Annotated in this window: 13 protein-coding genes; 3 read left to right on the top strand and 10 right to left on the bottom strand. The window is 49.6% G+C overall.

The annotated features are described in order from the left end of the window. Positions 1-225: 225 nt before the first annotated feature. The 3 genes from BC351_RS08020 to BC351_RS08010 all read left to right on the top strand — a co-directional run bounded on the left by BC351_RS08020 (position 226) and on the right by BC351_RS08010 (position 3,601). Entirely contained in the window at positions 226-1,083 is an 858-nt protein-coding gene (locus BC351_RS08020) for a DMT family transporter (protein ID WP_079410492.1), read from the top strand. Positions 1,084-1,531: 448 nt separating this feature from the next. Next, positions 1,532-2,119, top strand: a complete 588-nt coding sequence (locus BC351_RS08015; protein WP_079410489.1) for a TetR/AcrR family transcriptional regulator — start codon at positions 1,532-1,534, stop codon at positions 2,117-2,119. A 63-nt stretch (positions 2,120-2,182) separates the two neighbouring features. Next, positions 2,183-3,601 carry an MFS transporter gene (locus tag BC351_RS08010; RefSeq protein ID WP_079410487.1) on the top strand — a complete coding sequence of 473 codons (1,419 nt, stop codon included), beginning with the start codon at positions 2,183-2,185 and terminating at the stop codon, positions 3,599-3,601. A gap of 563 nt (positions 3,602-4,164) precedes the next feature. Here BC351_RS08010 and BC351_RS08005 read toward each other — a convergent pair. Genes BC351_RS08005 through BC351_RS07960 form a run of 10 tightly spaced genes read right to left on the bottom strand, consistent with a single transcriptional unit; the run spans position 4,165 to position 21,666 of the window. Next, positions 4,165-5,847: a hypothetical protein gene (locus tag BC351_RS08005; protein ID WP_079410484.1), complete on the bottom strand. Its 1,683-nt coding sequence runs from the start codon at positions 5,845-5,847 to the stop codon at positions 4,165-4,167. 33 nt (positions 5,848-5,880) lie between these two features. Further along, a complete protein-coding gene (locus BC351_RS08000; protein ID WP_079410482.1) occupies positions 5,881-7,998 on the bottom strand; it encodes a phage tail protein in 2,118 nt (705 codons plus the stop codon). Between the two features lie 34 nt (positions 7,999-8,032). Continuing rightward, positions 8,033-10,267 carry a putative baseplate assembly protein gene (locus tag BC351_RS07995; RefSeq protein WP_079410480.1) on the bottom strand — a complete coding sequence of 745 codons (2,235 nt, stop codon included), beginning with the start codon at positions 10,265-10,267 and terminating at the stop codon, positions 8,033-8,035. 59 nt (positions 10,268-10,326) lie between these two features. Continuing rightward, complete coding sequence (locus BC351_RS07990; protein ID WP_079410477.1) at positions 10,327-13,401, bottom strand: baseplate J/gp47 family protein; 3,075 nt, start codon at positions 13,399-13,401, stop codon at positions 10,327-10,329. Between the two features lie 49 nt (positions 13,402-13,450). Beyond that, positions 13,451-13,852, bottom strand: a complete 402-nt coding sequence (locus BC351_RS07985; RefSeq protein WP_079410475.1) for a GPW/gp25 family protein — start codon at positions 13,850-13,852, stop codon at positions 13,451-13,453. A gap of 17 nt (positions 13,853-13,869) precedes the next feature. Further along, on the bottom strand, positions 13,870-14,595 hold the full coding sequence (locus BC351_RS07980) for a phage baseplate assembly protein V (protein WP_079410473.1): 726 nt from the start codon (positions 14,593-14,595) through the stop codon (positions 13,870-13,872). Further along, positions 14,595-15,686, bottom strand: a complete 1,092-nt coding sequence (locus BC351_RS07975; protein WP_079410471.1) for a phage late control D family protein — start codon at positions 15,684-15,686, stop codon at positions 14,595-14,597. The genes BC351_RS07980 and BC351_RS07975 overlap by 1 nt, the downstream gene beginning before the upstream one ends. A 4-nt stretch (positions 15,687-15,690) precedes the next feature. Further along, positions 15,691-16,317 carry a CIS tube protein gene (locus BC351_RS07970; protein WP_079410468.1) on the bottom strand — a complete coding sequence of 209 codons (627 nt, stop codon included), beginning with the start codon at positions 16,315-16,317 and terminating at the stop codon, positions 15,691-15,693. Between the two features lie 21 nt (positions 16,318-16,338). Next, positions 16,339-21,183 (bottom strand): hypothetical protein, encoded by a 4,845-nt coding sequence (locus BC351_RS07965; protein WP_079410465.1) that lies wholly within the window; start codon positions 21,181-21,183, stop codon positions 16,339-16,341. Between the two features lie 39 nt (positions 21,184-21,222). Further along, the gene (locus tag BC351_RS07960) at positions 21,223-21,666 is read right to left on the bottom strand and encodes a phage tail protein (protein ID WP_079410463.1); all 444 of its coding nucleotides are present in this window, start codon (positions 21,664-21,666) and stop codon (positions 21,223-21,225) included.

Here is a 21,666-nt window from a genome sequence, read left to right as displayed (position 1 = left end):
GACGCAGGAACGGGCTTAGTTCAGTGAGGTACTAGCTCATGAACGCGGCGTAAATTTTGCATTGACAGCCAGAAGGAATAGGAGATACAATTGTCAACAAACAACATGATTTTATTATAAAACAACATGAATACAACAACATGTACCCAATTACAATGTTTACTTAGGATTCGCGTCTGGGCATGCCCTCGCGTTTACTTTCACTCATAGTTTGGAGATGGTTCCGTGTTTATCGTTTCACTGCTCCTTGTCGTAGCTTCAGGTCTTACGCACGCCGTCTGGAGTCTATTCACCAAAAGAAGCCACAATAAAAGTGTTTTCCTGTGGGCTATCGTCATGGTAACCACAATCGGGCTTCTTCCCTATTTAATCAGAGAACTGTGGATGAATCCTTTGTCTCTGAAAGCCTACGGATTCTTACTTTTATCTGCCTGTCTTCAAAGCGTCTATGCCCTGCTGTTGGCTCGAACGTACAATATGGGCGATCTTTCACAGGTCTATCCCATTATGCGCGGCACCAGTACCCTGTTTATTCCCATCGGCAGCGTCTTGTTTCTTCGTGAATCCTTATCTGGATATGGGTGGCTTGGACTGCTTTGCATGGTCTTTGGATTTCTTTGGCTTAGCGGTATTTTCACCCGTAAACCAACATCCATTGGCGCAGGTACAGTCAAACCATTCCTTATGGCCCTTAGTGTCGGCTTATGTACGACCTCTTACGTTTTTGTTGATCGCATCAACCTTCAGCATGTTTCCGCGATCTCATTGCTAGAAGTAACGAATATCGGGTTCATGGCTGCCCTGACGCCGATCGTCCTCCGTTCGAAACAGATCCGCATGGAATGGAAGCTGAATGCCAGAATCATCTTACTTGGTGCGCTCCTTAATCCGGGCTCTTACTTGTTATTTTTATTCGCTATGAAATATGCCCCTGTCGCCCATATCTCGCCAATCCGAGAAATCGGCACCGTGTTTGCCACCATTCTGGGCATAGTTGTACTCAAAGAAAAACAAGGTACACTGCGCATTATTTGTTCGCTTCTCATTTTGATCGGCATTCTGGTTATTAGCTTCTTTGGTTAAAAGTGACGCCCTATCAGCCGCAAGCAAAACAAAGCCGCCCCGAAGCAGAAAAACTACTCGCGGGCAGCCTTCATTCCAGTTACCTAGCAGAAACCAGCAATTATGCATCCTTTATGCTCTTGGTATCACCAAAATGATAAAATTCCTGCGTATCTGCATGCTTTTTAGGATTTTTCTGGATTTGAGGATGAAAAGGCTAATAATACCTGCACTTTCGCAGGCATTTCCACTTTTCACACGATTTCTCCGAAAAAACCTGCACTTTCGCAGGCTTCCAGTCGCTTGAAGCAAACGCCTTATTCTACAGAGTGGAACACCCTTGTAACCGCATCAGGGCAATGATTGTTTGGCGCGCTGCTGAAATCGACTATTTCAACATTGACTTTATCCCATAATCATTTTATTATAATGTCAGTGAGTACTGACATCGTTACGAAAGAGGGATGGCATGGAGAACAGCAAGCTGGGAAGCGGCGAAAAGCTTCTGGTAGCGGCGCTCAATTTAATTGCGGAAAAAGGCTACAATGGAGTAACCACCCTTGAAATTGCCACCGCCGCTGGGCTAAGCGAGAAAACCCTTTTCCGTCATTTCGGCAGCAAGCAGAAACTCCTCGAAGCGGCATTCGACCGCTATCACTACGCGGAAGAGATGAAGAAGCTGTTTAGTGAAAAGCTCGTATGGGACTTGGAAGAGGACCTGCTTCTGGTCAGTAAAACCTATCATGAAATCATGAACCGCAACCGGAAAATGATTCAAATCAGCTTCAAAGAAGAAAGCCAACTGCCCGGATTCCGCGAACGAACGCATAGGCATCCGCTGCAGCTGCTGGATATCTTAACGAATTATTTCATCACGATGGCCGAAAAAGGGAAAATAATTCCTGTCGACCCGGAGGCGCATGCCTTCGCCTTTATGATGATGCATTTCGGGGCATTCATGAATGATCTCGACAGCCATAAATACTATGCCAGTATTTCACTTGAGCCATTTATTCAGAATAGCGTAAAAATTTTTGCTAGGGCTTTGAAACCCTAGTTTTTTTACCAAAGCATTGTCAGTCAGTACTGACAGTCTATTTTAAAAAGGACGTGATCCCCTATGAAAGTATCCACACAAGATCAGCAGCAAATCGGCAACAAATTAATGCGTGTCTTAATGTTCACCCTGACACTCTCCATGATGAGCGGCATCATGTTCAACATTGCCCTGCCTAAGATTAGTCTGGATTTCTCCCTTACGATCGCACAGGTCAGTTGGCTCTCCTCTGCCTACATTCTGATCTATGCCATTGGCGCAGTCACCTATGGAAAGCTGGCAGATCGCTACAAGCTCAAGAGCTTGGTGACCTTCGGACTCCTTCTATTCACTGTAGGCTCCTTGATCGGTCTGGCCTCCCATACCTTTGCAATGGCCTTAATCGCACGATGCCTGCAATCGGCTGGAGCCGCTGTTATTCCCGCTATTGCGATGATTATCCCTTTGCGCTACTTCGCTCCTGAGCGAAGAGGTTTCGCACTGAGCATGACCGCAGTTGGTTTGGCTTTCGGTAATGCGCTGGGACCCGTCATCGCGGCTTTAATCGTGAGTACCCTGCACTGGCGCTGGTTATTCGCTGTCACTTTGCTTGTGCTGATCACACTTCCCTTTTACCGGAAATATTTGGGGAATGAACAACCGCGGGCGGCTGGCAAGTTCGATTGGATCGGCGGTTTGCTGCTGGGTGCTGCCATCGGCTTATTCCTGCTCAGTGTAACCAAGGGCCTCTGGCTTCTACTGGGTGGACTAATCGCCTTGGGATTATTTATAGCACGTATCTGCACAGCCGGAGATCCCTTCATTGCTCCCAAACTTTTTCAAAATAAGAAGTATACCCTTGGATTAACCATTGCGTTCCTCGTCAGCGGAACCTGCTGCTCGCTCTTTGTGCTGAGTCCGCTCCTCTTGACGGAGATTCAAAAGCTGCCCTCCGTTTGGATCGGCTTCGCGATGGTCCCGGCTGCCATTGCTTCTGCCTTTTTTGGACGTAAAGGAGGCAGACTCGCAGATATCAAAGGCAACTCGTTTGTCGTTACAGTGGCTTCGAGCTTACTGTTGAGCTGCTTTGTGCTGCTATCGACTTTTACCGGCGGCTCCCCGCTGTTGATTGCTGTTTTTCTAATACTCGGCAATGTGGGGCAATCCTTCATCGTCATCGCCTTATCCAATTCGGTTTCAAGAACCTTGCCTACAGATCAAGTTGGCGTTGGCATGGGCATGTTGTCGATGGTCAATTTCATCTCGCAAGGGATCGCGATTGGCATATACAGCAAAGTCGTGGATCTTGGATCAGCAGGAGTCCCGCATTGGAACCCTTTATACAGCTACTCATCCGGTTCTATTTATAGTAATATTTGCCTCGTCATAGCCGTCTTGCAGCTTGTCGTTTTCATGCTCTACTTCCTCGCATTTGGTAGAGAGAAGCAGAAGAAAGCTATGATTTTGAAGGAAACGGAGACTGCTTCTTTATCGAATATTTAGAAGTGTGCGCTGCAAACCTATATTTGTCTCAAACAGATGTCATTTACCACTACAAACAACAAAAATAGGCTGTCTCAAAAGTCGAAAATGACTGCGAGGCAGCCCCTTCTGTTTTAGTGGCTCAATTGGGTACCGCTAACTGCAATAGCATCTGCAATTGCGACTGCAACCCCAACCCTGTTGGCAAATTCCACTGGAATTACTACAATGTTATCAGGCTTGGGAGGTAGAAATGCTACTTTAACTGGAGTTTATCCAGTGAAATGCAAAAAACACCTTCCTAGAGGCCGCAAACCCAAATTCCACTGGAATTACTACAGTGTTATCGGGTTTCGGAAGGAGGAAATGCTGCTTTGACTGGAGTTTATCCAGTGAAATGCAAAAAAAGCCTTCCTAGAGGCCACAGACAAGGAGCTGTATCAAAAGTCTGAAAGACCCCAGAGAATAATAAAAAGAAACCTCTCTTTAGCAAAATGGAGGTACCACCCAACCATTTGAACAAAAGGAGAGATTTCTTTGTTTACATATACCCTAGATCACAGCCTATTTCTTTGAATCAAAATCTACTCCGCGCCACTGCCTGCCGAAGCCGCTTCCCGCATCGCGGCAGATAGCGCATCCTCAATGGAATCGCCGCCGCTGCGCACCGTGCTAGCCATCTCAGCGCTGTACGCCCACCACCGAACGCGAACATTCATTGGCTCCGAAGTTTGCTGCACTTTGACGCCGATACGGAATGTCCCTTTCTGCGGATAAGCGATAGTGCCAATCTTCACTTCAGGCGCATCCGGCTCAAATTCACTGCCTTTGAACACATCGGAAGCTCCGCCATACACACGATCCCCGCTGGACAGCATATCGGAGAACGCATCGCCGCTGCTCTCTTCCAGACTCGTGATGATCAGCACATTGCCTTCCCCGAGGCCATGCGCGATTTCGCCGGAGAAAAAGCTCTTGGTCGCTCGCCCGAATGGCGATACCGCGATCTTCGTAAAAGGCTCGACGGGAATATCCACCACACCGCTCAGAATACCGGCAATACCGCTGCCCCCACCGGCGGGGATGCTTAAATCAAATGAAAGCTCACTGATCGCTTTATTATAGTTCACTTTGAACTGCGGAGGCTGACCCGGTGCCAAGGTTTTCACTTTGGACTTGGTCACGAACTGACCAGCTGTATCCTCGCGATATTGGCTCGTTTGCCCAAGTCTGTACATGACCGAAGAGTTATAAACATATTCGCCGAATGGAACCTGCTCAACATTTTCAATAACATAGGTTGCTCCCATTTTGATCAAGCAGATCTTAGCCAGGTAAATACATGGTTCCGTAGGAGCTTCTAAAGATGCTTCCAATGACTGCTTCACGAAATCATTCATAAGCTTCTCATGAACGGATGTTGGGATAATCTGCACTTCGCCAACCGCTTGCGCTTGAATATCCAACTGCCTGTCATCAAGCTTCAAAACAGCCGAACCCTGCTGAACGCCAATTGTGCTTTTCACAGAAGCTGTACTGTCAGCTCTAAGCAGTACCTTCATTTCATACTCGCTATCCGGTTCATCCTGCGGCTCTTGGAACGCTATGGTTGTGCCATCCATCGCTTCTACACGATCAGCCGCTAATTCATATTGAAAGGATAATCGGCCGGCCTTAAGCGTTTTCTCGAAGCGCAGCTTCATCTCGAACAATTGCCCTGGGTTCACATAACGTGGTGTTGTTTGCAGAACACGCACTTTGGAATCTTGATACAGCACGACCGTCTGATCCGACAAATTGGCCAAAGGCAGCGAAGCCGGGTCAGGCGCATCCTCGCGAATAAATACGCGGTAGCTCTCCAACACCCGATTATAATCATTAATTTCATCCGAACGAACGGATGAATTGGCAACGGCATGAACAGGCTCTTTATCCTTTTCATCATAGGCGATGCAGAGATATACGTTCTTCGCGTACTCATTGTTGCTGAATCCATCCATCATCGAAAGCTTCAGCGTCATCGGTGTCGGCACAACAATTTCCCGGCCAAGCGCGTCGATCGCAGCCCCCATTTCCACGGAAACGGATTTATCATCCACCGCAACAACCTGCAGACCTGTCAGCACGCCGGAGCCATGCAGCAGGCGATTCATCATTCGGCGCTTGTCGTTGAAATACTTTTGCTCGGACTCGAAATCCCTAACCGTCAACAGCTTTCCATAGAAATACCGATTTCGTTCAAACGGGTAATATCGTGTTTTTTTCATAACTTTCCCCTCACCTTCTAAGGCTCATTTCGTTTATTCGATTTCGGAATCCAGTCCCAAGCGTGTATGTATATCCATTCGTTTATCGCGGTCGATATCGATCAATACCGTGTTGTAAGGCATTGACGAACGCTGATCGAGCGTTAATAACGTAGGTTCAGATAAGTAAGTGTTAATGCCCAAATACGTATGCATATCTGCGTACATCCACGGCTGAAGCACGATTAGCTTGCCCTCGGTGTAGGCGGGCTTGTGATCTTCAATGATCTGCTCGATCGTCATTCGCTGGGCATCCGTACGGACGAATTCCGGTTTAAGCATGAGGCAGAAGCAATACGGATTATCGCCATACAACTGGGCAAAAAGCTGCCGCAGCTCCGATGTCTCCTGCATTTGCTTAAATTGAAAATATTCAAGCAAGAACGGCTCGGAACCCGTATAAATCTTCACCATATTGATCAAGCCCTCGCGAGTCCCGCGCAGCTTATAGAGCTCAGGAGCCTGCTTAATCAGCTTCCTTAGCTTGACCTCACCCCAAGCTTCATGATCCGTAATCGCCAGCCAACGGCCCAGCCACTCCAGATAAGTGCCGGAGACAGCATCCGGATCAAAATGCGCGGAGATATGATCAATTTTATCTTCCATGTCATCGAAAAACGTACTAAACATCGCCAGAAACCGCTCCAGAAAAGGACTATGTTCAGCATCCTGCTGGTACATCGGGGGAAGATAGGCAATTAAGGAGGTTCTCGGGTAATACACCCGCAGCTTACGGATAAACGGCGATTTCTGTTCACTGCCGATGAGCTCAATTTTGAACCAGAGATAACGACCCCGGGCATTCATGAGAAGTGCATCCTTAGGATTCAAAATCGGTTCCGACCATAGGTCACGCGTTGCCGTCAACTTCGTATGGACCGGAATGCCAGGGTCCGTGAAATAGCTCGTATACGACACGTAATCGCCATCCACAAGCCCCTCGCTCTCATCCGATGCGAAATAAGAGAAACGAACCTGCGTCTCCTCGGGAATGTCTGCTTCCAAGCGGATTTTGTGCCACTCGAGCTCCGTCTCTGTCGTATCCAGCTCCGCTGAGAAATAGACGGCCTCCGGCAATTGAGTATCCTCCAGCAGCATCGTGCGCGCACGCAGATCGAGCATACTAATCTGTCCGCTGATCCGATCAAAGACATACAAACGGTTGCGCCCGTCATGCAGCAATTTATCTGTTCGCCCCCGAAAGCCTGTCACCTTATCCATCTGCTCGCCATTGCCGCGATATTTCAAAATAAAGCGTTCGGTGACCCCTTCTTGCTGGGCGTACCCGCTATCCCCTATAAAGAGATTATGATTCGTATCAATGGAAATGCCTGCAAACCGCCCCTCTTGCTCGAGCTTAAAATGCAGCGGATCCCGACCGTCCTCATGGAAGATCGTCACCGTCCGAAGTTTGGCATCCAGCAGCGCTAATGTCCCCTCAGCCGCAGCGGTAAAATAACGCGAATGAAGCGCTGTTATCTCAGAGGCTGCTTCCAGTCGGTGAGCTTCATGCTCGTATACCTGCATAACCTCGCCAGCTGCGTTCCATGCAATAATGCCAATTCTGCCGCCTTGGGGGACTTCCGGATTTCCATTCATACCAACACTAATATCCAAAGGAACCGTCGTATACAATGTAGTGGCAGATGCTAATTTCGTATTAACCGACAGCGGGAATAGTTCTAGTCCATCCCATTCATTCAAAGCCCACATCGTTTGTCCATTCGAAATAGCGTACACAGCAAGTCGTCTTTCACTAGCCGGATTCGCATCCGCGATGACAAGGAGATCTGACATGGACGCCAGCATCGCTTGATTGCTGAACAAGTGATGACCCTGACGGAATAACAGCTCCCGATGGCGGCTTTCATCTTCATAGACCCACACATTCGATGCCTCATCCAGTAAAATGAGCTTCCGGCCAGGCCCCACCGCCATATCGCAAATTGTAGGAATACCTTCCAGCTCATCCGTACGAACGATGCGATGAATGCTGTACTTTTCGGTTTGCCCGATCGAGAAGCCGTGCTCCTGCATATGGATATTCGCTTCATAACCTTGCTCCCAATCCAGCGGCTTGTTCAGTGAAAAAAAAGTTTGTCCATCCTGCATCGTTCGTCACCTCATCTCGTCTCTACATAATAATTTATACATCGGTCTGACTAATCGTTTCTACTTCATGATCACCTGAGTAAACCAGCGCATATGGCGGGATATGAATATCACCAGCGGCATCTTTATGAAAACCTGTACCTTCCGCATCCAGCCAGATGTCCTGCACATAAACCACGCCTTTCATGCGTGAGATGACGCCGTATATATCGCCCTTATAGACCGTTCGTCCAAAACGCCAGCCCTCAGAGCCCTGTCCAAGATCCATCGGCTGGAGCAATAGTCTTAACGCTTGTGTAATTGCCCGCTGTTCATTTTTGAATTTGGGCTCCATAACCACAATGGCATGAACGGTAAGCTTGATATATTCAGCCGGAATCACATGAAGTTCGGTTGTCAAAAGACGATGCCGATCCAAATGCTGCTTGATGGTTTGCAAAAAGCCCTTGCCTGCCTTCGGCTTATCGCTTTCGCTGTATGGAACGACAACGATGGTCATCTGCGCCGGCGCTTTGATCTTCGGATAATCCCGCATGCCTGGCTTATAGAGCGGAATCGCTTTGACCCGCGCGACGCGCAGCCCTGGCGTCGCCTTGGCAATCGCCTCATAATCCTCGGCGGTTACGGCTCTTGTCGGCGTGCTGAGTTCGCGCTGGACGCGAAGCTTCGCTTGATCGAGCGTCTCCGCTTCGAGGCCGCCCCGTGCCGGGAAGGCGTTCGTGACGCTCACGCCAGGCACTTCCGTGAAGCCGGTCACCAGACCGTCCTTCACGTTGCCGCGCACACCCCCGCCGGCTTGCAGCCGGATGAACCGAATATTCGGCTCCACGGACTTCGGCGGCGTAAGACCCGCTTCGTTATTACCGAAGCGGATGGTTCCGACAGCAGCGTCGTAGACGTAATGGCGGTCCGTGGACTTCGAATTGTCAAAGTCATCCACGACCTGCCAGTCGTCCCAGACGACGCTGGTCTCTCCGCGCGGCCTATAGCCCACCTGCAGCAGCAGGCTGCTGGGCTTATAGATCAGGCCGCGGCTGACCTCAAAGGTCTGCCCAGGCAGACCTTTGCTGCCCCCGACATAACGGCCGTAGTCGAACTCGGCCGTATAGGCAATAAGCCGCACCCGCTGCGCGCCCTGCGGCGGGATGCTGCCGTGCACGCCGTCGCCGAAGCGCAGACGGGTGACACGACGGGCCGAATCCTGCTGCAGCTCGCAGCAGTAATCAGCCGGCCCGCAAGCATCAAGCTGCGCGACGGCCTGCCAGTCGCGCCAGCGCCCTTGCTCGTCCTGCACCTGTATCGTGTGCAGGCCGTTGTAGGCTAGATAAGAGCTTGCCTCAAAGCTCTGATTCGGCTCTCCGCTGCTCGTGAAGGAAGTAACTTCACTAAAGGTTTCCACCTGAGCCGCCTTCACAGCATTCAGGCTTACCTTCTCAATCTTCGGCGACAGCTCGTAGCCATCCTCCTCAAGCGTACAACAAATCCAATACCGGCTGCGATCATCCGCTGGGTACAAGGCGATCGGCTTCATCTCGGATGTGACGCGAAAACGGAGTTCACCGCTTTGCGATAAGTGAACAGTCGTATCACTGACCGATTCGATGGGCAGCCAGCTTTCACTCATTCCTTGCTGTCCTGCGCCCGCGAAAGTCCAAGCTACCTTGGCCGATGATATCATTGGCGCTGTTCCGTTAACCGTGCTAGCCATCGTTACCGGATAACGATCGAACAATTTAAAAGAAATCGAGATCTCCGTTTGCTCTGGCAATGCGCGATCAAATCCTAGATACAGATGCGCCCCTTTACGCGCCTCAGGGCCAAAAGCATAATATGCGATCTTCGCATGGTTATTCGAAGTGAAGTCACCCGCCGCTGTTTCAGTGCGAACCAGTACTTTCTCCAGAGTCGAAGGCACGAGCTGAACCGTGCCAACCGTCTCATAACGCTGATCCATCGCTTGCAGCGGTGTTCCCTTCGGGAGCACAAGCTGCTGCTGCAAGCCTGTGAACGATACCTCGCAAACGGCGGATACCGCTTCATGCGGACGAATGCCAAGCAACTTCAGAAACTTCCGCTCGCTGCGTTCTGTCACGCGATTCAAATAGTACTGCTGCATCTCCGTCACCCACGACATCAACTCCAGCAGCGTAATCCCCGGATCATGCTCGTTCTCATCCGTCCACTCCGGAAATAGCTTCGGAATCGACTTCCGGGCTTCCTGCACCATCTGTTCAAACATGCGGTCATCCAAATTAGGAATCGGCAGCACTTGTACTCACCTCCTTCGAATAGGCTACTTTTAACGACTTGCTCACAACCGCCTAGCAGCTACAGAGCATTCACGACGACCTTGTGCTTCCCGCTCACGATAATCCCATGCGGCAGAGCTGGGAGACGGTTCACGTCAAGTTCAATTCGTTCGCTGTCTTCCAGTTTGTATACGGTCATGTAGAGCTTCTCTACATGGCTGATTGTTCGAATGGATTTCAATAACGCGTAGAAAACCGATGGGTGAATTTGCTGACCAATTCCCCAGCCTTTGCCGTCAAAGTTGCCGGTAAGCGGGTCGAGGAAGCGATCCAGCTTGTCCATCGCTTGAATTTCTGTAGCAACAACAGCATCCATCCCCTCCACAGCAACGATTGCTGACACGGAGATTTCCATATATACCGGTTCGATAACTTGCAATCGTTCGGGAAATGCAACCAAACTGGAAGCCCGTTGCAGAATATACCGCTCAACTTGCTTCTTCAATTCCGGGAATGTCGAGCTGCCCTGCTGGCCTTCTTTGGGCAAAATGACAAGGGTCATGGCCCCGACCTCTTTGTCCATATAGGCATTGCGGTTCGCAATGCAGGCGACTTTGGCAATGTTCGGATAAGCCTCACGCGCCAGCCACTCGTAGTCTTTGGACGAAACGGCCCGGTCTCGATGCTTGAGAAGCTCAGGTCCGCGCTGTAAAGCCGAGTCCAGCTTCTCCGCTTGGCACCCGCCAGAGGCTGGCTCTGGGTTGTATACCTCACCGACAAAAGCAATCGAATCCTGCATCTGATTAATTTGCCGTGCTGCCGCATTGCCAATTTGACCAGCTGTCACTTGATACGTTACTTTCAACTGCTCAAGTCCGCCCTTGGGAGGATGCATCCCATGAATGCCGTCGCCTACCCGAATTCGGCCGAAGGTACGATCAATCATGTAATGACGATCCCGATGCCCGGAATCCGCCATTTGGCGAACGGCCGTCCAGCGAACCCATACCTGCAGCAGGTTGCCTTCCGAATCTCGACTGATATCCATAGTCGGGGTCCCCGCATGCTCATATTCCACAATTTCCTCTTCGGTTATGAACTCGGACTCATCCACCCATACTTCTTCCGATACGATGCTGCCACGGCTTAACTGGTATTCCAGTTCTTCCAGCCCCTTCGGATCAGGAACCTCTCCAATGATCGTCTCCTGCTGCAGCACATGTACCGTATTCATATATAATCCGTGGATCATCGGAATTTGGACACTGCCTGTCAAATCATCATATTTATTATCACGATTCACCGCACGAACCCAGTAGCCATCTCGCCCAAATAACGAGGTTCCGGCAAAATCGGAAGGTCCAACGAACTGCACCGTTCCGCTCTGCGTCAAGCCGTTGGTGCCATCAATCACTTTAAGGGCCACCCATTCCGGCGCAAGTCCAGGCATTAATCCAGCCCGCAGGTACTCCCATTCCAACAAAGGGATATCCTGTTCAGAGAATCGCTGCTGTTTCACCGAAACGAACAAGGAAATCGGACCTTTCACTGGCGGTGTGTCAAAAGCAAGATGCAAGGCGGGATGACTGCCTTCCAAGGGTTGAAAGGGCTCAAAGCCCCCTTCCAACTGCCGGCTATGACGTGTGCGATCTACAAATACCGTATTATTCAACGCCAAGCAGTTTTCCGCCGGATACAGACGATCATCATAGTGATACGTTAATGCGACCTCGTCAATCCACGGCGAAAGGTAAATCGCTTGTGCCACATAAGCATTCTCGATATGCAGAATCCGCGCTCTTATCCACCAATTGTCATTGCCGTTCACATAGGTAGCTTCCAGATCCGCTGGGCAGCGGAAGTGAATATCTTTACGCACCTTTTGCTCATGCGGGTAATAAAATAGCTTCTCCGCTTCTTTACCTACCTCAAGCCGCACCCAGGATGAGCCGTTCCAGTACTCCCAAGCGACCTGCATGACGGTAACATGCGTAACCGGCGGCTTATCGAACTTGGACTTTTTCATTACCATTTTCCAATCCATTTGCTCGGTCAGTTCCGGTTGAAAACGATTCTGAATCGCTTGAAGTCCGAAGCTCAGCTTGATATCGCCGTCTTTTTTCGTAAACACTTCCTGACTCCCGATATAGAAGGAACCATACAGCGCAAACTGATCGCCAAACGGATAAAACCCTGTCCGATCTGCGGCAATATCATTATAAAACATCATATCGGGCTGAATGCCGCCTGTTTCAAGCGTATCCACATAATCCGTTTTGAATGAAATATGATCCATGGAAAGCTTGCTGTCTGCCAGTGTTCTTCCACCCTGCGCAAGCGGCTTTAAACGGCACTGGATGTATCGCCCAACTGTTCCGTTCACTTCCTGCTCGGCAAGCTCACCTGCTTGACCTTTCAACAGAAGAATTCGATTGCCGCTAGCTTCGACGTGATCAAATGGCTTCCAGCCGTCCGCGGTGGCATACAGCCACTCCGTCAGCGCAGGGTCCGCCAGCTGGCTGGTCATCGCAAGCTCATCAAAGCGCCTCTTGGAATTGCGGAATTCAATTTCAATACGCGCTGTGCTGGAGATGGTGAAAAGTGAGCTGTGCTGCAAATAAATCGCATGCTCCTGCAAATTGTCGCCATCCTGCAAGCAAAATAGCTTCGTCGGACACGCTTGTCCTTGCCGAGATGCGGCAACAAAGTCTTGGGATATGCGTACAATTTGATCCTGCTTCCGGCTTGTCATGTAGACGTCTGTCAGCAATGCGGGAGTGAGAAGCGCACTGCGGGCAGTCTCATACAAAATGTAGCCATCCTCGGCAGCGGCCGCAACTTGAGTTCCCGCTGAAATATATACGGACTCTTTCGTGCCTTCATTCAGAGCAAACGTCACATAGCTGCTAGCCGGACGCGCCGGGAGCAAAGTCACATCGAACATGTTGAGGAAAGAGATTAAATTCTTCGTAGGCACACGATTCAGCCGCTTGATATTGTCATGAAACATATCGGCGAACATGAGGAACAACGCGGAACCAGGGTCTGGGTTATCCGGCGTAAACCGCCATTCCGGCGTGTAATAAGGTGCCATTTCCTTCATTTGCGCGATCAAATCAGGAATATCCCTAGGATCAATTTTGGGAGGTTGCACAGCTCCACCTCCTCTCTGTACATATTGTCATCGCTTCCGCAGCCTCTTTCTATTTGGAACCTTCATATAAATAAAAAGGATACACTTGGTTGAATAAGTTATTCGTCGTACGAACCAGATACGAAATCCGAATCATCACTTTGCCGGGGTCATCGGCTTCTGGCACAGCTTTCACATCCACCTCGTGAACTCTCGGTTCCCAGTTGCGGATCGCTTCCTGAATGTTGCTTTCCAGTAGATGAAGCGAGGTGTCATCCGTTAAGCCGAAAATAAATTCCTGAACGCCGCACCCAAAGCTAGGCCGCATGACCCTTTCTCCTTGCGTCGTGCCGAGGATGACGCGGATCGCTTCAGCAATGTCTTCCTCATACTCGGACATCCGAATTCGCCCTGTAGCAGGGTCGACCTGAATTGGGAATTTCCAGCCTCGTCCCAAAAATGCTTCCGACATCCCATCCCCGCCCCTCGCTAATTGATTTTGACCATGCTGCCTTTAATATTAATAATGCCGTCTGACTTCAGATCCAGTGTAGCTCCTGCCTTCAGAGCCATCGTAGCCGAAGCTTCTATATTAATTTGCGTTGACTTAATTTTGATTTCTTTTGTGCTTTCAATGGCTACATCGCCTTTGGCATTTAACGTGATTTTGGAGCTGCTGCTCACGATCGAAATCTCATTGGCTGACCCGCCCTTGATCAGAATTTGGTTATTGCCACTCTGATCGGCAATCGAAATACTATCATCTTTATCTTTCAGTTCGATGATTTGACCCTTTTTTGTTTTGATCTTAATGCTCTCGTCACCGCTTTTATCATTGAAGGATAATTCATGACCAGAGCGTGATTTGATCATACGCAAATCATTTTTCTCCGCAGGAGCAGGAGGCATATTCTTCGGATTCCAAAGCATGCCAATGACGAAGGGCTGGCGCAGTTCCCCCAGATGAAAGGCAACCAATACCTCATCATTCACTTCCGGGATGAATAGACTGCCCATATCTTTGCCGCCCATAAACGTTGCGATGCGCACCCAATCTGTTTCGGTATCGGTTTCCTGCATAGGCAGCTTTAATTTCACACGGCCCATCTTATCAGGATCATTATTATTCGTGACAACAGCGACCATGACTCCGCCTATTTTCTGGCTGGCGAAATCCGTCACACCGCCTATCGTGATATCGGGAGCCTTGAACATTATACCGCATTCCCTCCAATCTGAAAGCGAGTTGTGTAGCCCTCATCATCAAAAATATGCGTAGCCCCAGTAAGATAATAAGGCTGATCGAATTTCTTGCCAACACCGCTGAGCTTGATATAGCGTCCGGCCCGAATTTCCGGAATTCCGATACATTCCCCAGTACCGCTAATCAGCTTCATCGCCCGCCGGTTAAGCAGTGCATCCGCATAGGTTTTCGCTTCCTCCGCAGATGCCGCATTCGTATAAATATGTTCCACGAAATCCCCTTTGGAAGCGAGCAAATCCTTGCCTGTCTTGGAGTTGGAGCCCAGCTTGGCAATCGTGCCTGATTCGCCCTGAATCACTTTCAGCTCTTTGTTATCCCAAGCCCGAACCGTTACACCTGTAATTTGCTCGGATAGATTCATGTCAATCGTAAGACTGCGCAGCGTTTTGCCCATTTCGAGTGTCATGACAGCCGTCATTTCCGTAAGCGGCTTGCGAAAATATAAATTTTTGCCAACGATGAAGAAATCGTAGTTCACCAAATTAGCCAAGTTTTGAATAAAATGAAAATCATTGATTTGGCTCTGAGAAATCGTCGGAAATTCTGTCGTGGTTGCATCAATATGAACCTTGGCACCATACGTTTTGGCGATCTCTGTAACCACATCGCTATATTTCTTTTTATTCCATGAACGAGACCTCGTGCCCTTCATCATCAGATAAGACATGTCCATCCCCCGCACGATGAGACCTGGCGCACCGTCCTCTGGAAAATCAACAACAACAGAAGTAATAAATCCCGTAAATACAGGAGTAAATTTATCGACATAACCCAGGCTGATATCAATGGCCTTGCCTAACGTAAACTCGGAAATCCACTGGAAATCGTTCTTCATGACATCATAGGCATTCGTGACTCGGAATGAAAAAGAATCCGCTGTGCCATCAATCGACGTTTCCACTCGGATGGTGGCAATCGCCATATTCTCCGAAATTTTCGCTCCGTCAACGGTAATGAGATAAGCCGGAGCAAAGAACTCTTTATACTTTTTAGCTAGTTCATCATAGGTCGAAGAGCTTGAATCCAGTTGTAATGTGGCCATCGGCTTAGTCCAATCTTGGGACTGAAATGCGGCGCCCCGTTACGACTTTAAGTGGATTATCAATCTGATTCGCTCTGGCGATTTCCCGCCACAACGTCGGATCTTCATATTCATGGGCTGCCAGCATCCAGAGCTGCTCGCCTTGGTTCAGCATTTTCTGCTTCGTACGGTCCGCAGAGTGGCGGGGAATCGTTTGAAGCTGCTCTTTTTTGTTGTGCCAAGAACGAAAAACGACATTCAGCTTAGCCCTGACAGGAACTCCGGTGTCCAAAAACATGGTAAACTGCTGCGTCACTTTCTCTACGACCCCTTTAAAATCCAAGGAGCCCCAGACGAATCGGCAAATCGGCGGCGCATGCAGTTCCTTCTCTACATCCAGCAAGCCGGATATTTTCTTCGTATAGTCACGGACGTCTGTCCCTTTTTCATACGTATCAAAATAAAAATCCATGGAAAGCGATGTTGTTCCGCCACTCACGAATTGACCAATCGGCATGGACAGACCTGGCACTGTTTTCCAAGAGTAGCTGTTTTTCGTGTCGAGTGTATATTCGCCTGGGTTAAATAAAACGGGTACGTTCTCTTTGCTGTTTCCTTTATCGACGATAATCATCGCTTTCTTGAGTGCCATTCAGGTCATTCCTTTCTAATATTATAGTCCGCGACGCTGCCGTTCGAACTTCATTTTCTTCTCGATCTCGCGGTACACCTTGTCCGCGATTTTGGCGATGTCCAGCTGCGGGAGCTCTTTGATCAGCTCCTGCAGCTGCTCCTCTGTGAGCTTCGGCGCTGCCTCAAGGACAGGAGCAGCCGGAGCTTGCGCTTGGTCTGCGCTGGCTTTGGCGCGCAGCCAGTCCATCTCAAGCGGCGCTACAGCTAGCGCGCTCTGCTCGATGGGCGCAGCTTGCGCCTGTTTGTGCTCCAGCATCGACGGTTGCTGCTGCGAGGCTGCGTAGTCCTGCCTCGCCTGCGTTATGCTGCTGCCAATCACGCCGCTTCCCAGCGCGCCTTGGCTTGATGCGCCGGCGTTCTGCGCTTGCCGCTGCACCTGCGTGCTCAGCGGCTTCGCTGTTATGGCAGCAGCCAGACTTGGGCTGCTGCTGTGGGTCATGCTTGCGCTTCGCTGCGCGCCGGCTGCGGTGCTTGCGGCGGCTGCCTTCGGCCAAGCCGCCTGTGTGAGACTGCCCGTCCCGCGGGCGGACAGTTGGGTTGCCGCTGCGGCAGGCGAAGCCGCAGCTAGGCCCGCAGGAGCGGCGCGAAGCGCTCCTGCGCTGCTCGCCAGCAGCGGCATGACACGCGGTGTCATGCTTACGGGCTGGCGAGCCATCGGCGCGAGCGCAGCCCGCGCGCCGCCGGCAGGTTCGGCTGCCCGCGAAGCGGCAGCGGGCTGTGCCCCTTGCGCGCGCTCTTCTTCCAGCGCGCTCACTCTAGCCCTGATGGTTCGTTCCACCCAATCTGTCTGCAAGCCTTCGGCTTCCAGCAGATTCTCCGAACCCTGCTCTTTGCGATGCTCGCGCTCTTGTTCAGCAGCATTGGCCTGCCTCTGAAGATGCTCGACTTGCGCCCCGCGCCAAACTTCTTCGCCAGACGGACGCTTGCTTCGTCTGGCTCTTGCCGCCTCAGTTGGTAGCTTACTCCCAACTTCATTCTCTCCTGGACGATTGGTGAAGCTCGTCCGGCCTACTAAACTTACTAAGCTCGCTTGCCCCTGCTTCAAACGTTGTCTAACCTGCTCCGCTCGCGTAGGCTCAGCCGTTCTTCTGATAATTTCTACAGGTGAACGGCTCATTGTTCCTCTAACCACTTCCACAGCGGTATTGGCCGTTTGTTGATTTGCCTTTTCATTGTTTTTTTCTAAAATCGTTTGCGGAAGGTGCTGATCTTCTGCTGCTAGGCGTGTTGTGGACGCTGCCTCGGTTGCACTTTCTTCCGTCTGCCCTTTGGGGGCACGCCGCCTTGCAGTTTGAACAGTAGAAGGAGTTATCTCCTGATCATTTGGCAACCTGCGTTGTAAACTAAGTGATCTTACTTCCGTAACAAGACTTGGGCTTATTTTCCTCAAGCTGCTTTCAGCTGTCTTTGCAGCGATTTCCGCAGCCAAATTGTTAGCAGCTGGATTGCTTCGTGTTCTAGAACTCGAATCATCTGCAAGGTAAGCTTTACGTAGTTCATTTCCTTGTATATTGGGTCCCAATCGCCCCGATCTACGCGAAGCTTTGTGTCCTGCATGGACTTCAACATCATCTGCTATCGAAAAGCTTGAAGCAGTTTTATTCATGCTCGATACAGCTGCTCTTGCAGCGATCTCATCTGCTAAAGAGGTCGGTGTGCTCTTCACCGACGGAATCACATAACCACTTTGGGGCTCTTCATGAAACAATTGCTGTTTCTGCCCCTCAACATCCCGTTTTTCCGTACCCGCTGCCTTGCGAAATACACGTCCAACATCCTGCAAATGACTACTGGCTTGAAGCCCAGCACGATATCCTACAAATGGACTTGGATCATCTATTGGTTGAAGACCATTTTGCGCCACTTTTGCCAAGATCTCAGCAGATAAATCAATCGCATCCGTATTATTAGAGGAAGATGGTAATCGCTGATTTTCATTTTGACTGACGGTTTGCCTGCGGTCTACAATTTCTTGACTTTCTTGTTGACCATCACGTTTGGCAGAAGACCGGAATAGACGCTCGGCCTCTTGCGCAAAATCCCTAGCTATTCCACCTGCACGAGACCCTTGCGCCGGAGTAGTTGAAATCGCCTTACCTAAGCTGTTTTCCGCCATTTTTGCAGATATCTCAGAAGATAAACTTTGGGAATCCTCACCACTACGCACTTTAGGTGCCTGAAAATCTTCATTGTGATTTAAGTTCGATGCTGTCCTAAAAAGACGCTGAGCTTCTTGTACAACCTTGCTTGCTTGAACACTGGCAAGATAACCTTCACTCGGACTAGTCGGGATCACTTTCTGCGAACTAGCTTCCGACCCATTTGCAGATATCACAGAAGACAAACTCTTCGACTGGATATCTCCCAGGGTCAGTGAGCCTGTCTGTGTGAGCGGCTGCCTCCCTCGCGGATTGCGCCCTATCATCTTGGAATCCTTGGAAAATAACTCTGGTTTACCTATTAAATCTGTATATGTACTTCTAACTAATGAGTCATTAGAAGAGCGTTGTCTTGGTTTTTGAACAAGTTGCTGCAACAATTGCTCATTGCTTTGGATTTTCCTCGCCGTGTCTACGCCATTCTCCGTCACACTAGACTTCCTATGAATTAAACTCCCCATAACGAGGCCTTGCACTTGCTCCTTCTTGCTAACTGCACGCAGGAGGGGCCGAGTAGTCGCCCTTTCAGTCTCTTGCAGTCTCAGGAGCTGCTGGTGTTCTTCTCGCTGCTTTTGCCGTTCTGTTCCTTGCACTTCGTCACTGCGTTTATCTTGTTCACTCGTTTCTTCTCTTCGTACTTCTTGCGCCTGTATCTCTTGTTTATGCTCTTCTTGTCTCCGTACTTCCTGTGCCTGTATCTCTTGTTTCTGCTCTTCTTGTCTTCGTACTTCCTGTGCCTGTTTCTCTTGTTTCTGCGCTTCTTGTCTTCGTACTTCCTGCGCCTGTATTTCTTCCTTCTGCGCTTCTTGTCTTCGTACTTCCTGCGCCTGTATCTCTTGTTTATGCTCTTCTTGTCTCCGTACTTCCTGTGCCTGTATCTCTTGTTTCTGCTCTTCTTGTCTTCGTACTTCCTGTGCCTGTATCTCTTGTTTCTGCTCTTCTTGTCTTCTTACTTCCTGCGCCTGTATTTCTTGCTTCTGTACTTCTTGTCCTCGTAACTCTTGCACCTGTATTGCTGGCTTCTGTTCTTCTTGCCTACGTACTTCCTGTGCCTGTACCTCTTGCGCTTGCGCTTCTTGTCTTCGTACTTCCCACGCCTGCGCCTGTTGCCTTTGAGTCTCTTGCTCTTCCGACCGTTCATGCAAGTTCTGTAACTGCTCCTGCAAATTCATGCTGCTTTGCTCTTGTATCCGTTGTTGCTCCCGTATGTGCTCTTCTCGCAGAAGAGTGCTGCGCTGCACTTGCTCTAGTAATTCTTCTTGCACTCGTGCTCGCACTTCCAAGTGATCTTGCTGTTGGCTTTGCACTTGCCCTTTAGGATCATTCGCTTGTTCGATCTGCTTTCGCCAAACTTGCGTTGTGCTCTGACTGCTCTCCCTAGATGCAGGCGGCCTTGTTGCTGCAGATTGCATAGCAAAAGGCAACGTTGATGTCAGACTAGCTGCTTGAATAGCTGATGGCCGATGACTCCCTTTTAGAAAGCCTCTAGCTGAAGATTTGGCTGATATTCCACTAGCTTTGGAATCGTCGCTTATCGGTACTTCTTGGCGCATTGCATTCACTGGAGAAGGCGCAGCCTCTTCCGCTATATGCCTAGCTAATAGGCTCTTAATAAATTGAACAGTTGCAGGTGCAGCACCTTCACTAAAAGGACCTTCCCCTAGCTTTGGCAACCCCTTGTGAGCTGATCGTGCTAATGTCATACGGCCAGTAACGGCTTCAATATTAATCCCGGCAATCAATTGATCTTGCTGGTTGCTGAGGCTGCTGGTTGGGCGCATTTGCTGCCCAATCACTTGATGCATCAAAAGTCCCGCTTCCTGCAAAAAAGAAAGCTCCTTCGCAGGTTGAGGTCTTATGGGACTCAATTTCGGTTCGGTTGTTACCAATGCGCCTGCGCTTGGCTTTCCTTCTTGAAATTGTTCCAGCCATTGTGAAGTATTGCCAAATGCTTTAACGTGATTAACTACTTTAGCATTAGAGGTCACACTTTTGTGGGACAGCTGTATGCGTTTGAGCTGGAAATTTGCTGAAAGACTTGTATGTTGAGGTCCGCTCACCTTATGTAACTGCGCATCAGCACTGCTCTTGCGGCTGTTTGCCAACATACCGATAGAAGCGGCAATTTGCCCGATGGAGCGCTGAATGAGTGGTGAGCTTCCTTTATTAACGTTGTTAACGAACCCGGATTTCGTTCCGGTGTTCTTAGATGGATTGCGAGTAGGCTCGAATTGTTGTTGATGAGCTTTCATTGTGCCTGCTTGTTTGGCAGGTAGTTCACTTGTCTTCGGTGAAGGAAGCTGATATCCGCTATTCGCAAGTAATTGCTGTAATTGGCGGATGGTTTGTTTTTTCGTGATTAGCGATGCCGATTCGGGATGCTGCAAGTTGTTTAACTGCAATTGAAGCTGGATAACCCACGCTTGAGCACTTGTATCTGTTAAAGCAGCTAATTCTTTCTTATTCAGCGGACCCTTTTTGTTAAAAATAAGTGCCAACAGCCCCAAATAATTATTGCGCCAAAAGCCATACTTGCCCATAACGCCAGTTGCAAAAAGGTTCGATTGTCGTCCTACATGACCAGTAGCTGGGATGCAGGAAGCGGAGGCTAGAAGGGCGGCCTTTTTCCTCTTACCACGGGGTTTATGTGATTGTCGAGATTTCATAAACAATCCCCCTTTATGGTTTGCTTTAGCTAACGTTACTTAATTTTTGAAAATGGTTTTCAAGCCCTCATGCACCAGTTCAAGCGACTCAATGGCCACATTGCCATTGCTTGCATTTAGATCAGGCCCATTCCATTTCACGGGAAACGCGCGAAAGAAATTCCAACGGCACATTTCATTGCCTTCCGCATTATTCAAAATGATGGAACCGTTCATCCGCTTAATTTTGCCTTGCGAGACCGCATAATACCATTCCCAAAGCTCGTTGGAGTTGGACATCCCTCTTTTTAGAACTATATTAGGAAACTTGGTATGTTGAACCATATAGTGAGGGTGCGTATTCACGCCGCCTTCCCACAATGGCTTTACTTCTACCTCAGACTTCATGCCGGTTACTTCCGAGAAGCCCGCAGCGATAAGGCCATCAAGCTCGACCACGAATCGAAAGGCCCCGCCGATATTATGAAAATTTAACATATCCAT

The organism is Paenibacillus ferrarius, assembly GCF_002027705.1.
In the GTDB taxonomy this organism is placed as follows: Bacteria; Bacillota; Bacilli; order Paenibacillales; family NBRC-103111; genus Paenibacillus_E; species Paenibacillus_E ferrarius.
The sequence above is the reverse complement of the archived record's forward strand: the minus strand, read 5'-3'. Positions and strand labels throughout refer to the sequence as shown.

Coding starts and splice junctions, on each gene's coding strand:
- BC351_RS07960 (WP_079410463.1), bottom strand. CDS start 21,666: ATGGATATGTTAAATTTTCATAATATCGGCGGGGCCTTTCGATTCGTG.
- BC351_RS07985 (WP_079410475.1), bottom strand. CDS start 13,852: ATGTCGGAAGCATTTTTGGGACGAGGCTGGAAATTCCCAATTCAGGTC.
- BC351_RS07970 (WP_079410468.1), bottom strand. CDS start 16,317: ATGGCACTCAAGAAAGCGATGATTATCGTCGATAAAGGAAACAGCAAA.
- BC351_RS08005 (WP_079410484.1), bottom strand. CDS start 5,847: ATGAAAAAAACACGATATTACCCGTTTGAACGAAATCGGTATTTCTAT.
- BC351_RS08010 (WP_079410487.1), top strand. CDS start 2,183: ATGAAAGTATCCACACAAGATCAGCAGCAAATCGGCAACAAATTAATG.
- BC351_RS07965 (WP_079410465.1), bottom strand. CDS start 21,183: ATGAAATCTCGACAATCACATAAACCCCGTGGTAAGAGGAAAAAGGCC.
- BC351_RS07975 (WP_079410471.1), bottom strand. CDS start 15,686: ATGGCCACATTACAACTGGATTCAAGCTCTTCGACCTATGATGAACTA.
- BC351_RS08000 (WP_079410482.1), bottom strand. CDS start 7,998: ATGCAGGATGGACAAACTTTTTTTTCACTGAACAAGCCGCTGGATTGG.
- BC351_RS08015 (WP_079410489.1), top strand. CDS start 1,532: ATGGAGAACAGCAAGCTGGGAAGCGGCGAAAAGCTTCTGGTAGCGGCG.
- BC351_RS07980 (WP_079410473.1), bottom strand. CDS start 14,595: ATGTTCAAGGCTCCCGATATCACGATAGGCGGTGTGACGGATTTCGCC.